Genomic DNA, 13165 nt, shown 5'->3' on the forward strand with positions numbered 1-13165 from the left:
GGTCGCAATGGTCTGCGCGAGAGCCCTGGCCTCCCTGGCCCGCGCCGCCTGGTTGGCCGCCTTCACGGCGACCCTCGGCGGTTGCGCCAACAGCAGCGAGGATCTCGGAACCTTCGAGACGGCGACGGCGATCGTGATCGATCCGAACGCCTTCCCTCGCGGCCTGCCCTGCACCGACGCGCCAGGCGCCATGCAGAGCTACGTGGCCACCCTGATCGATCACACGGATCCGAGCGCGCCGTTCGCGCTGCCCTCGTCGGATCCCCTGCCCTGCTCCCAGCAGACGCAGTTCCGCTACGTGGTCCCGGGGCACGTGTACGCCGCCTCGGTCGACGGCTACGAGCAAGCGTCCAACGTGCTCGTCCCGCGCGGCGGTCACGGGTCGGGCAGCCGGAGGATGAAGCTCGGTACCGGCGTGCGGCGGGACGACGATCGGCGCTGGACCACGCTGCCCGACGTCACACCGCGCTGGCGCATCGACTGCGCCGAGCAGGCCGCGCAGGATGGCGCGTCGCTCAACATGGGCGGCTGCCAGCTCGTCTCGGATCGGGGGACGAGCGCGGTGACCGCCATCCAGTTCGATCTCCAGGCCACGCTCGGCAGCCTCCGGTGCGCGACCGAGGACGGCAGCGGTGAGGTGTCCCGCTTCGACGTGATCCCCTCGGACGGCGCCCAGGCCGAGATCGTCGACGTCCCCTGCCCTCCGGAGGGCCCCATCCGCATCGAGGAGGGCGTCTCCGCCGGGCGGGTGTACACGTTTCGCATCGAGGCCCATGGCCCGCGCGCGACGTACGCGGCGAGCTGCGAGGCGGTCACGGTCGAGAACCGCACGGTCTCGGCGGTGTGCTCCCCGCTGACGGCGAACGGGGTCCTCAACATTCCCGTCGACGCGGTGGTCGAGGCGTCCGGGCTCACCTGCGGGACCACGCTCGGCAACTACATCGTGCGGCTCTCGTCGCTCGCACTCCCGCCGACCATCGACGCCTTCGAGTCGAGCGCGCTGCACTGCACCGAGAGCGCGCGCTTCACGACGCTGCCGCCCGGCCCCTACGAGGGCGCCGTGTACGAGCCCGGCGAGGCGGGTGGCGCGCCGATCGCGATCTGCCAGGGTGAGGTGTCCCCTGGCACCACCACGTTCGCGACCTGCGCGGCCGCGCCCTGACTCTTTCTCTCTACATCACCTGCCCGAAGCATCAGCGGTTCTATGGAAGACACTTCCAATATCCAGCAGAAGGTCCCGGTCAGCATCCAGGACGAACTCCGGACCAGCTACCTCGATTACGCGATGAGCGTGATCATCGGTCGTGCCATCCCAGATGTGCGTGACGGCCTGAAGCCGGTGCACCGCCGCGTCCTGTTCTCGATGCACGAGCAACACATCGGCCCTGGCGGCGCGCACAAGAAGTGCGCGCGCGTGGTCGGGGACGTGCTCGGCAAGTACCACCCGCACGGTGACATGTCCGTGTACGACGCGCTGGCCCGCATGGCCCAGCCGTTCAGCCTGCGGTATCCGCTCATCGACGGGCAGGGCAACTTCGGTTCGGTCGACGGCGACTCGCCGGCGGCCATGCGTTATACCGAGTCGCGGCTGGCGCGCGTCGCAGTCGAGCTGCTCGCCGACATCGACAAGGAGACCGTCGATTTCTCGCCGAACTACGACGACTCCGAGCTCGAGCCGGTGGTCCTGCCGGCGAAATTCCCCCAGCTCCTCGTGAATGGCTCCGGCGGCATCGCCGTCGGCATGGCGACCAACATCCCGCCCCACAACCTGGGCGAGATCATCGACGCCACCATCGAGATCATCCGCAATCCCGAGGTCACCCTGCCCGAGCTGATGCAGCACGTCCACGGGCCCGACTTCCCCACCGGGGGGCTGATCTACGGCAAGAGCGGGATCCTGCAGGCCTACACCACGGGGCGTGGTTCGATCACCATGCGCGCCCGGAGCTCGGTCGAGAAGACGCACAAGGGCGACCGCGAGGCGCTGATCATCTCCGAGATCCCCTACCAGGTGAACAAGGCCCGGCTGGTCGCGAAGATCGCCGAGTGCATGAAGGAGAAGCGCGTCGAGGGCATCAGCGAGGTACGCGACGAGAGCGACCGCGAGGGGATGCGCATCGTCATCGAGCTGAAGAAGGACGTGTTCCCGCAGGTGGTGCTGAACCAGCTCTACCGGCTCACCGACCTGCAGACGACGTTCGGGGTGAACAACCTGTCCATCGTGCAGGGTCGCCCGGCCGTGCTGTCGCTGAAGGAGACGCTGGAGCATTTCATCGAGCACCGCCGCGAGGTGGTGACGCGGAGGACCCGCTTCGAGCTGCGCCAGGCCGAGTCGCAGCGCGAGCTGGTGGAAGGCCTGGGCATGGCCACCACCGACATCGACCGGGTGGTGGCGACCATCCGCGCGTCCGCCGACACCGACGAGGCCCGCACCCGCCTGTGCGCACTGCCCCTGCGCGGGCTCGGCGAGTTCCTCCGCCGCGCCGGCCGCCCTGATGAGGAGTGCGAGAAGGCCGACGCGGCCGGCGACTACTTCCTCTCGGAGCGGCAAGCCAAGGCCATCCTGGAGATGCGCCTCTCCCGCTTGACGGGTCTGGAACGCGAGAAGCTCGCCAAGGAGTACGGCGAACTGGCGAAGACGATCGAGCGCCTCAGGGCGATCCTGGCCGACCAGGAGCTCTTGATGAACGTCATCGTGACGGAGCTCGAGGAGATCAAGACGCGCTTCTCCGACGAGCGCCGCACCGAGATCGTGGCCGCCGAGGCCGAGATCAACGTGGAGGATCTGATCCAGGAAGAGGACATGGTGGTCACGGTCTCCCACGCGGGGTACGTGAAGCGCACCTCGGCCTCGATTTACCGGGCGCAGCGGCGTGGCGGGAAGGGCACGCTGGGGATGGAGGCGCGCGAGGAGGACTGGGTGAGCCAGGTCTTCGTCGCGTCGACCCACTCCCACGTGTTCTTCTTCAGCGACACCGGGAAGGTCTTCGTCAAGAAGGTCTACGAGATCCCCCAGGCCGCGCGGAACGCCAAGGGGCGCGCCATCGTGAACTTCGTGGGGATGGAGCCCGGCGAGAAGGTGGCGGCCGTGATGTCCGTGCCGCGTCTGGAAGAGGGTCGCTTCGTCGTCACGGTGACGCGCCGTGGGCAGATCAAGAAGACGGCGCTGCTCGAGTACGAGAACTACCGCGACAAGGGCATCATCGGGGTGCGCATCGAGGAGAGCGATCAGCTCCTCGTGGCGGCGCTGACCGATGGGACGCAAGAGCTGGTGATCGCCACCCGCACCGGGATGAGCATCCGCTTCTCGGAGGAGCAGGTCCGCGCGACCGGCCGCGCCACGATGGGCGTGAAGGCGATCGAGCTCGAAGAGGGCGACGAGGTGGTCGGGATGGGCACGAGCGGCGACGGCCGCGATCGCGTGCTGGCCGTGTGCGAGCGCGGCTACGGCAAGCAGACGCCCATCGAGGAGTTCCGGAAGCAGAGCCGCGGCGGCAAGGGCGTGATCCTGATCGACGCCAGCGAGCGCAACGGCCCCGTCGTCGGTGTGGCGATGGTGTGCACCACCGACGAGGTGCTGCTCGTCACCGACAAGGGGCAGATGATCCGCACCAAGGTCAGCGAGATCCGCGAGACCAGCCGCAACGCGCAGGGCGTGCGCCTGATGAACGTGGACGACGGCGAGCGCGTGGTCGCCATCGAGGCGTTCGCCGCCGACTCGGACTCCTCGGAGTCCACCGAGCACGCAGAGGGCGCCACGCCGCCCGAGGCCTCTGCCGGTGCCAACGGCCACAGCGCCGATCCCACGCCGGAAGCCTGACACCTCCCGGGGGGACGATCGGCGCGACGCCGGACGCCTCCCCGGTCACCCGGCGCCCCCAGCGCCCGCTCGCCTCCCCTCCCCCCATCGACGCCCACGCCGCTCCTGCGCGAGCAGTGACGCGCTCATCAGGCTCGCGCGACGACGTGCGCGCGCCCCCTGAGCGGAAGGCCGCGTGGCGCACGCATCACGGATTCACGCTTGGTGTTGCTTCACGCCGGGATCGGCGTCGCTGTCCGGCTCGGCAAGAAGCGTCGGAGCTTGAGGCCGAGCAGCGACGTCTCCTGCGTCTTGCGGATGTACCCCGATGCACCGCATTCCTCGGCGAGACGCGCCAGCTCGAGATCCGGCCGGTCAGAGAACAGCACGATGGGACAGTGATGCAGGCCGCTGCGGGCCGTGATCTCGACGAGCTTGTCGCCCGTGAGCGCAGGCATGCTCACGTCCATCAGCACCAGATCCGGCTTCTCCAGGACGAGCGCGCGCGTGAAGCCGATGGGGCTCTCGAGCCCGATCACCTCGTAGTCCTCTTCTTCGAGGACACACCGCACCACCTCTCGGATGATCGAGCTGTCGTCGACGATGAGCACCTTGGTTCTTCGGCGGGACGGCATGGTGGTGACCCAGCAGTACCACAGCGCCGCGTTCCATGCTTGTCCCGGGCGGGCCGGTGCCACCGAAGGTGGCGCGTGGACCCTGAGGCGGTCGTTCTGGAGCAGATGGTCCTGGCATGCGTCCTGCCACGTCTTCGGTCGAGGCGCCGCCGAGCCATCCTGCATGCCTGAGGCGCGCTCTCCGCCAAGGTCCCCCCGTGCCCGCCATCAACCCCATCCCGCAGCCCTCCGAGCCCTCCGAGCCCCCTCAGCCCACCGGGGTGAAGGCGTACGCCGCCTGCATCGGCTGGGGGATGAAACTTCTCGTGCTGTCACTGCTCTTGCTCGAAGGTCTGTATCTCGTTCTGGGCAATCTTTTCCTGGGTCTCGGGGGGTTGAAGCGTCTCGTGAGCTGGGACCCAGAGACGTTCACGATGGATTACGACGTCGCCTGGTCGCTGTGGCCAGGGCACGCGCGGGTCCGGAATTTCAAGATCACGGGCCAGGACACGGTGCTCCAGTGGTCGATGGACATCGAGAAGGCCTCGGTCCAGGTGGAGCTGGCAGAGCTGTTCGACCTTCGTTACCACGCGACGCGTGTGAGCGCGGAGGGGGTGGTCTTCAAGCTGCGGTTCCGCGTGAGCGACGAGGTCGCCGACAGCGCGTACGCCAGGGCCCTGCCCCCCATCGCCGGGTTCGCCGATCCTCCGCTCGCCTTCGTGGGCCCTGTCCTGGAGCCGACGGACGCGGACTACCATCTCTGGACCGCACACCTGGAGAACATCGACGCCCAGATCAAGGAGATCTGGGTCGAGGGCTACCGCTACACCGGCGACATGCACGCCAGGAGCGGCTTCTACTTCAAGCCGCTGCGCAAGTTCTCGCTGGATCCTTCAGGGGTCGAGATCCGATCCGGGGAGCTTCAGACCGCGGATCACGCGGTGCTGCGGGGGATGGAGGGCTACCTGTTCGCGTCCGTCGATCCTTCCGACATGGAGTACGCCGACGTGGCGACGATGCTGAAGGCGACCCAGCTGCACGCCATGCTGGAGGCGCAGGTGCCGGGGCTCTCGTTCATGCGATCGCTCACGGGAGACGATTTCCCTCGATTCCGCGACGGGAGCGGCGCGCTGTCGCTCGATGTGCGGGTCGACCGCGGCGTGCTGTCGCAAGGCAGCCGCGCTCGCTATGCGACGGAACGGCTCGACGTCGACACCCTCGATGGGGGCGCCACGGCCGCCCTGGAGGCCGATCTGCGGGTGCACGAGGGCCGCACCCATCTGTCGGGTGACGTGGACCACGCCACCCTGCGCTGGGCCCGTCCTTCGGGCGGCCCGGTGGCGGTGGTGAACGGAGCGCGCGCCACGCTGGAGATGCCCGCGAGCCTCCTCGAGCCCTGGCTGGTCGAGGACTATGCGCTTCAGCTTCCGTCGGTGCGCGTCCCCGATCTGCGGCGGTTGCTCCCCGACCGTCAGAGTCCCGTGCAGTTCACGCGAGGGTCGGCGGCGTTGCGCGGGGCCCTCTCGGGGCACCGCGGTCAGCCCGGACGAGGTTCGCTGCACGTGGATGTCTGGAACGCCGCCGGGAGCTGGAAGCAGCTCGCGCTCGGGGCGAGCGTGGGCGCGAAGATCGAGGTGGAGGGGGTCGATCTCGTCGGGAAGACGGCGACGCTGAAGGGCACCGCCGGCATCGGGAAGGCCCATGTGCGCGCGGGAGAATCCGCTTACGAGGACTGGTGGGCGCGCGCTCGCTTCAGCGGGGTGAAGGTCCGGCTGGGGAGGAGCATCGATGTGCGTGGCAACGCGAAGGTGGCGATGCGCGATCTGGATCCGTTCGTGGGGACGCTGGTGGGGATGGATCTCTTGCCCGGCTGGTCGAAGCCGCTGATCTCGTCGAAGCAGGTGGACACCGACGTGAACGTGAACAAGCAGGGTACGCGGCTCTCGCTGGGGGTGCAGGCCATCGCCGGGTCTCAGCGGGTGACCGGGTTGCTGGAGCGGCGCCAGGATGACGATCGCGGGGCCTTTCTCATCGAGAGTGGACCGCTCTCGGCCGGCCTTCAGCTGGGTGCGGATGGGGTGAGTGTGAAGCCGTTCGCGGGTGGCGGGTGGCTGAAGGAGCAGCTCGCCGCATTGCGGGGGTGGCGCTGAGGGGCGCGGATCCCGGCGCTCCGGCACGGGTCCTCCCACGCCTCGCGCATGCACACACTGCACGCCGACGGGTTGAAGCCCCAGTGGGATGGGGTGGTCGTGGAATGGAGGATCAGCCTTCGAGGAGTTCGAAGCGGATGCCGGCTTGCTGGAGGCGGTCGATGAGGAGGTTGCCCATGGCGATGGCGGGGGTGATGACGCCGGTGTGGGGCGGAAGGCGGTCGCGGTCGTGGGCGAGGCAGAGGGCTGACTCGGAGAGCATCTTGGCGGTTTCGGTGTAGCCGGGGTCGCCTCCGCTCACGCGGGTGACGATCTGACGGGTGGCGGCTTTGCCGCGGAAGGTGACCTGGAACCAGGCGCGGGCGCGTTCTTCGGCGGTCGGGCCTTCGCCGGGGTTGCGGATCTTGCCGAGGAGGGCGCGGGCGGGGGGGATCTGGGAGAGGGCGAGGAGGGCGCCGAGGCCGGCGAGTCCGGCCGCGAGCTTGAAGGTCGAGCGGACCTGGGCGTAGTGGCCGTAGCGGAAGTCGGGGCCGTAGGCGTCGAGGGCGCGGGCGCTGCGCAGGACGATCTGGGGGTCGATGGTGGGCAGGGGGCAGACCCAGGCGCGCTGGTCGCGGTCGTAGTGGATGCGCGCTTTGATGCCGCGGGCCTTGCGGGGGGCGGGCTCGTAGGAAGGGGTGGAGGGGGGGCGCTTGGGTCGATGGCGCATCGAGCCCATGGCGCCGATGGCGGAGTGCAAGGTGCCGCCGGAGAAGGTCCCCTGGGCGCGGACGAAGCCTTCGAGGTGAATGGGTTCGCCAGCGGGCAGCTTCTCGACGGTGAAGAGGGCGCCGAGATCGTGGGGGATGCTGTCGAAGCCGCAGCAGTTGACGATGCGCAGGCCCTTTTCACGGGCGGGGGCGTCGTAACGCTCGAGGCAGAGGTCGACGAAGTCGGGCTCACCCGTGATGTCGACGTAGTCGGTGCCCTCGGCGACGCAGGCGGCGACGAGGGGTTCGCCATGGCTGGCGTAGGGGCCGACGGTGGTGATGATCACCCGGGCCTGTCGCGCCATCGCTGCGAGGGAGGCAGGATCCGCGACGTCGGCCTCGATGACGCCGACGCTGGCGGGAAGGCCGAGCTCGGTCTGGAGGCGCTCGAGTTTCTGTGCGCTTCGACCCGCGACGGCCCACGGGAAGGGCGAGGCGCCGGCACGGCGCGCCAGGTACTCGGCCACGAGGCGGCCGGTGAAACCGGTGGCCCCGAAGAGGACGATGTCATGGGTGCGGTCGCGGTTCATCGCCTGGCCTGATACCACGGGGCCGAGAATGACGGGGGAGTCCAGCCTCCGAGGGATTTCTCGAGCTGCTGGGCGACGGCGATGGACATGTGATCGCGGGCGTGCGGGGCGACCACCTGGACGCCGAGGGGGAGGCCATCGCGGTTCAAGCCGAGGGGGACCTGGGTGACGGGCAGCTCCATGACGTTGAAGATGGCGGTGTAGGCCCAGCGGAGGGGCGAATAGAGCGAGTGGCCGTGGAGAGGGGCCGGTACGGGGTGGGGGGGGTACAGGAGGACGCCGTGGTCGCCGAGCAGCTCGGCGATCTCGGCGCGCAGCTCGAGGCCGAGCTTCTCGGCCTGCGCCATGCGGCCCGGGAGGCGCTTGCCGACGTCTTCCAGAAAGGCGAGGGCGAGCGCGGGCAGGGTGTGGGGGGAGCGGCCGAGGGGAAGGCGCAGGAGTTCTCGGGCGACGGAGATGCGGCGGCCTTCACCGAGCAGCTCGGCGAAGGAGGGCGTGGGGTGGTCGGACACGAGGTTGCCGGCGGCGACCATCGCGCTCCAGATTTCGAGGGTGCGGGACAGGTGCGCGAGGTGCGCGGGGCGCACGGTGGCGCCGCGCTGAGCGAGGGCCCGGGCGGCGCGCCGCTGAGCGTCGAGCAGGTCGGGGTGCACGCGGTGGAGGCCGTCACCCTCGATGACGTGGACGACCATCGAGGCGACGTCGACGGTGCTCGGATCGCCCAGGGGGAAGACGGTGCAGGCCGGATCGTCGGGGTGAGGACCTGCGAGGAGCGCGAGGAGGGGCATGAGGTCCTCGGCGCGTCGGGTCAGGGGGCCGGTGGTGATGTAGCGGAGCGTGTCGCCCGAGGGGCGCGGGAACTGGCCGGAGCTGGGGACGAGGCCGCCGGTGGGCTTGTGGCCGAAGACGCCGTTGAAGAAGGCGGGCATGCGGATGGATCCGGCGATGTCGGAGCCGAGGCCGATGGGAGCACCGCCCACGCCGACGATGGCCCCCTCGCCTCCCGAGCTGCCTCCGACGGTGCGACGGGGGTCGTAGGGGTTGTTGGAGCAGCCATAGACGCGGTTGTTCGACTCCATCCACATGCACAGCTCGGGGGTGTTGGTGACGCCGAGGGGGATGAAGCCCGCATTGCGGAGGCGGGTGACGGTGACCGCGTCCTCGCTGGCACGCAGCCCTGCGCGCGCGAGGAGGCCAGCCGAGTTGGGCATGCCGACGACGGCGAAGCTCTCCTTGATCGAGCAAGGGACGCCGTGAAATGGCGGGAGCGACTCGACGGGCTCGGTGGCCACACGGGCGTCCGCGACGCGAGCTTCTTCTCGCGCGGCGTCGAAGCGCGTGGCCACCATGGCGTTGATCACCGGGTTGACGCGCTCGATGTGGCGGATGTGCGCGTCGACGATCTGCTCGGACGAGGCAGCGCCAGCGCGGATCATGGCGGCGAGGCGGGTGGCGGAGAGGAGCAGCAGGGGGTCAAGCACGTGGGTCGGATTCTCCAGGGGGTGGCGGCTCGAGCCAAACGAGCGTCGCGCCCCAGCCGCCGCGGGTGGCAGGCGCGTCGCGATAATCGCGGACGGCAGGATGGCGGGAGAGCACGCGGCGGACGACTTGCCGCTGCACGCCTTTGCCGCGGCCGTGAATGACCCGCACCTCGTCGAACCCGCGGGCCTGGGCCTCGGTCAGGTACTCCTCCACTACCGAGGGGATGTCGCGCGGCGCAAACGTGTGCAGATCGATGGAATCCTCGATCGGCATGACGGCGATGGCGTCGGGATCGAGCGCCGCCTCGTCGTCCTCGTCCAGGGGCGGTTCGCCCTCGTCTCCGGTTTCCCCACGATCCCCCCGGCCTGAGGTCCGAGGCGCGGGCCGCTCGGTCAGACGGGAGAAGAGTGCGTGAAACCACCGAAGCACCGTCTCTATGTAGCCGAGGGAGCGGCGCTCGAGCCAGCTTGGTAGCGTGCAAAGTCGGCACGTCGCCGACGGTCAGCGGGCGCATCACGCACGGTGACCCGCTCTCTCAGGCCAGCGATTCACGTCTGGCCGCGGTTCGGAAATGCAATCGTGAGGTGGGACTAATTCTTGCTCGGCCTGCGACTTCAGGGTTCTGCTTTCAGGGTTCTGCTCCTGCCCGGGTCAGGCCCTGCCAGCACGACACTGACACCAGGAGGACGGCATGAAGACGCTGCGCGTACGAGACATCATGACGACCGACGTCCACACCCTGCATGCAGGGATCTCGGTGATGGAAGCCGTTCGCAAGATGAGCGAGTGCGGCATCAGCGGAGCCCCCGTACTCGACGCAGGTCGAATCGTGGGGCTCGTGTCGAAGAGCGACCTGGTGACCCCAGGCAGGGCCTACGAGAAGGAGCCGCGGTACACCATCGATGGCCTGATGAGCCGCGTCGTGTACGCGGTGCGGCCAGGCGACCCGGTGATGACGGCCGTGCGGTTGATGGTCGCCGAGAAGATCCACCGGGCCGTGGTGGTCACCGAAGAGGGGGCGCTCGTCGGCATGCTGACGCCGATGGACATCATGCGCGCGCTGGCGGAGGGTGATCACGTGCAGGAGGGCGACTACGCGCTCGAGGCCCGGCGCGAGATGCACCCGGATCCCGAATTCGCCGTGGGTTACGGGGAGCGGTGGGGGGCCCAGCTGACGAGCTGATCGGTCGCGGGGCTTCTCGCGAGCGCAGCCAGCCACGGACGAGGCTCGACCACGGCGCTGGAGGTGGTCTGGACTTCGCGCGGGCCGCGGGCTAGGACTCGCCGCCCCCGCGCGCCCCTTCTGGCCCGGGGCCACGCTGTGCCTCTTTCGATCGATCAGCTCCGCACGCTCCTCGCCGCCCACCCCGTCCTCCTCGCGCCCATGGAAGACGTGAGCGACGTCGTCTTCCGCAGGCTCTGCCGGTCCCTGGGCGCCGAGCTCTGTTACACCGAGTTCGTGAACGTGGAGGGGTTGCTCCGCGGGTGCCGGACCGCGCGCCGGAAGATGGTGCTGCCGGACGACGACACGCCGACGGCGATCCAGATTTACGGCTCCAACCCGGAGCGGCTGGCCGAGGCCGCTGCCGTGGCCGAGGAGGCGCAGCCCGCCTTCATCGACATCAACTGCGGCTGCTGGGTGCCGAAGATCGCCGGGCGCGGCGCAGGCGCCGGCTGGCTCCGCGATCCTGCCGCGATGGTGGAGATGGCGCGGATGGTGGTGAAGAGCGTGTCGATGCCGGTCACCGTGAAGACGCGGATCGGGCTGGGACCCGAGTCCGAGATGCCGATCATCGATCTCGCCAGGCGCCTGGAAGACGCGGGCGTCGCAGCCCTGACCATCCACTGTCGCACGGCGAAGATGGGCCACAGCGGCGCGGCCGACTGGAGCTGGGCGGCACGCGCCCGCGAGGTGGTGAGCATCCCGGTGATCGTCAACGGGGACATCCGCTCCGGCGAGGATGCTCAGCGCGCCCTCCGCGAGACGGGCTGCGCTGCGGTGATGGTGGGGCGTATGGCCATCGACCACCCCTGGATTTTCCGCGAGGCCAGGGCGCTCATCGAACGCGGCGAGCAGCCGGTGCTGCCCACCCCCGAGGAGCGCCTCGATCTGTGCCGACGGCACCTCATGGCGAACGTGGAGACCCGCGGCGAGCACGCGGGGGTACGGGTGACGCGGCGGCACCTGAGCGGCTACCTGCGTGGTCTCCCCGGGGCCGCAGCGCTGCGCCGCGAGCTTCTCTTCTGTGACTCCCTGGAAGGCTGTCTGCAGATCCTCGACGCGGCAGGGCAGCGGCTGGCGGCCTGAGCGCAGTCGCGCAGGCCCTGACTACGCCTCGCCCACGGGCCCGGATGCCTCGTCCGGCCGGCCAGGTGAGCTGTCCTCGCCCAGCGGATCGTGGGGGAGCGTGCCCCGATGAGACCGGATGAGGAGGTGCGGCGTCGTGAAGAGGAAGTTGGAGACGCGCGACGTGTAGATGTCGGCGGACCGCTCGATCTGACGGGCGAGATGGCTCTTGTCGTTACCGGCGCGCATCAGCAGGCCCCAGCGGGTGTTCGGGTATTCTCCGGAGGCCCGCGCGAGCGGGGCGATGCGCGCGTCGAGCGCGACGAGTTCGGTCTTGAGTTCGGTGACTCGGGCTGCCAGCTCCTCTTCGGACTCGCCTGCGGGCCCATAGCCGATGCGCCGACGCTGCTGTTCCAACCTGAGCCGCGCGAGGCCCCGCTCCAGCCGCTCCTTCTGGCCCATCAAGGTCGAGAGCCTCGCCTCGTCCGGACGCGCCTTGTCGATGGCGCGGATCTCCTCCTCGAGTTCCCGCAGGATGAGCGCCGTACGCCAGCGGAGCACGCTCTTGGAGACGTGCACGTCGCCGTAGATGTGATCCCCCACGTAGAGGATCTCGTCCCCGCTCAAGCCGAGGTGCTGCTCGACCTGGCCGGCGTGGCCACCGAAGTAAAAGCCTCCCGGGCGGACGCCCGTCTGGGAAGGGCGTAGCAACCCTTCCTCGGTGACCACCTCGAACAGGGGGCTTCGGACCGAGAAGAACTCGGGCTTGCGCGCGGCCACGATGACCACGTCGAACAGATCGCGCCAGGTCGTGCCTTCGGGCAGGAAGGCGTCGAATGCGTAGCGCATCATCGACCGGGTGTAGATCCACTCCGAGTTGGTGATGAGCACGAGCCGCTTGCCGGCGTGCTTCTGATCCAGCAGCGCCAGAGGGGTCTCCGGATCGAGCTCCACGAAGCGATCCGGGTCGGCCATGATCTCGTCCTTGAGCGCCCCCTCCATGTGCGCCGCGTCGAGCTGCTGCTTCACGAGGCGGTACAGGTCGGTGTAGCCGAGCACCCCGGGTAGCCGCCGCTCGTCGAGGAGGTCGACGAGCTGAGCGTACATGCACCCCTCCGACAGCGAAAACAGGGTGTTCAGAAAGACCCAGCGTGACTCGGAGAGATCGACGATGGTCCGGGTGTAGATCTGGCGCTGCTCTTCGAAGTCGAGTGCCCGGGTGCCGTGGAACGCACGCTTGACGTAACCGAAGCGATTGACCTTGAGCAGGTTGCCGAGCTGGGTGTCCAGGATCAGGCCGCGGATCACCAGCTCTGGATCGAACGCCAGCTCGCTGACGGGCCATCCTTGGCTGACGAGGTGCTGCTGCAGGTACTCGTAGGCACGCCGCTCCCAGGTCTCCACCCTGTAATGGATCAGGGTGTAGTCCATGTCGTATCCGATCGCCTTGATCGACCGGAGGTTCAGCGTTCGGTTGCAGTAGATCCCGCGAGCGCGGGGCGGAGGGGAAAAGAGAACGTCGGGAGTTACCGTCGCGGTCATCGTGAAATCTTG

Annotated in this window: 11 protein-coding genes; 6 read left to right on the forward strand and 5 right to left on the reverse strand. The window is 69.0% G+C overall.

From position 1 onward, the window contains the following. Window positions 1-7: 7 nt before the first annotated feature. Together CMC5_RS24475 and gyrA are read left to right on the forward strand one after the other, a co-directional pair. Entirely contained in the window at window positions 8-1162 is a 1155-nt protein-coding gene (locus CMC5_RS24475) for a hypothetical protein (protein ID WP_050432696.1), read from the forward strand. 42 nt (window positions 1163-1204) lie between these two features. Next, window positions 1205-3820, forward strand: a complete 2616-nt coding sequence (gene gyrA, locus CMC5_RS24480; RefSeq protein WP_050432697.1) for a DNA gyrase subunit A — start codon at window positions 1205-1207, stop codon at window positions 3818-3820. Window positions 3821-4032: 212 nt separating this feature from the next. Here the strand turns inward: gyrA and CMC5_RS24485 are convergent, their stop codons facing one another. After that, window positions 4033-4434 carry a response regulator gene (locus tag CMC5_RS24485; protein WP_169796643.1) on the reverse strand — a complete coding sequence of 134 codons (402 nt, stop codon included), beginning with the start codon at window positions 4432-4434 and terminating at the stop codon, window positions 4033-4035. A 197-nt stretch (window positions 4435-4631) separates the two neighbouring features. Here CMC5_RS24485 and CMC5_RS24490 point away from each other — a divergent pair, with 197 nt between their 5' ends. Further along, window positions 4632-6563: a hypothetical protein gene (locus CMC5_RS24490; RefSeq protein WP_050432699.1), complete on the forward strand. Its 1932-nt coding sequence runs from the start codon at window positions 4632-4634 to the stop codon at window positions 6561-6563. 112 nt (window positions 6564-6675) lie between these two features. On the opposite strand, the gene CMC5_RS24495 is transcribed toward CMC5_RS24490, so the two are convergent. From CMC5_RS24495 to CMC5_RS24505, 3 genes are read right to left on the reverse strand one after another with little or no spacing between them, the layout of a single operon-like run. Beyond that, window positions 6676-7842 carry a saccharopine dehydrogenase family protein gene (locus CMC5_RS24495; protein ID WP_050432700.1) on the reverse strand — a complete coding sequence of 389 codons (1167 nt, stop codon included), beginning with the start codon at window positions 7840-7842 and terminating at the stop codon, window positions 6676-6678. Beyond that, window positions 7839-9323, reverse strand: coding sequence for an amidase (locus CMC5_RS24500; RefSeq protein WP_245677724.1), 1485 nt, complete (start codon window positions 9321-9323; stop codon window positions 7839-7841). The genes CMC5_RS24495 and CMC5_RS24500 overlap by 4 nt, the downstream gene beginning before the upstream one ends. Continuing rightward, window positions 9316-9525: a Smr/MutS family protein gene (locus CMC5_RS24505; RefSeq protein ID WP_245678584.1), complete on the reverse strand. Its 210-nt coding sequence runs from the start codon at window positions 9523-9525 to the stop codon at window positions 9316-9318. The genes CMC5_RS24500 and CMC5_RS24505 overlap by 8 nt, the downstream gene beginning before the upstream one ends. Between CMC5_RS24505 and CMC5_RS47805 the strand changes: the two genes are divergently transcribed. The 3 genes from CMC5_RS47805 to dusB all read left to right on the forward strand — a co-directional run bounded on the left by CMC5_RS47805 (window position 9424) and on the right by dusB (window position 11632). Further along, window positions 9424-9693, forward strand: coding sequence for a hypothetical protein (locus tag CMC5_RS47805; RefSeq protein WP_245678629.1), 270 nt, complete (start codon window positions 9424-9426; stop codon window positions 9691-9693). The two genes, CMC5_RS24505 and CMC5_RS47805, sit on opposite strands and share 102 nt — an antisense overlap. A 322-nt stretch (window positions 9694-10015) precedes the next feature. Then, window positions 10016-10507, forward strand: a complete 492-nt coding sequence (locus CMC5_RS24510; protein WP_050432701.1) for a CBS domain-containing protein — start codon at window positions 10016-10018, stop codon at window positions 10505-10507. A gap of 138 nt (window positions 10508-10645) precedes the next feature. Beyond that, complete coding sequence (dusB, locus tag CMC5_RS24515; RefSeq protein ID WP_050432702.1) at window positions 10646-11632, forward strand: tRNA dihydrouridine synthase DusB; 987 nt, start codon at window positions 10646-10648, stop codon at window positions 11630-11632. A 21-nt stretch (window positions 11633-11653) separates the two neighbouring features. Here the strand turns inward: dusB and CMC5_RS24520 are convergent, their stop codons facing one another. Further along, a complete protein-coding gene (locus CMC5_RS24520) occupies window positions 11654-13153 on the reverse strand; it encodes an HAD-IG family 5'-nucleotidase (protein WP_050432703.1) in 1500 nt (499 codons plus the stop codon). Window positions 13154-13165 lie beyond the last annotated feature (12 nt).

It is taken from the genome of Chondromyces crocatus (assembly GCF_001189295.1).
GTDB classification, from domain to species: Bacteria; Myxococcota_A; Polyangia; order Polyangiales; family Polyangiaceae; genus Chondromyces; species Chondromyces crocatus.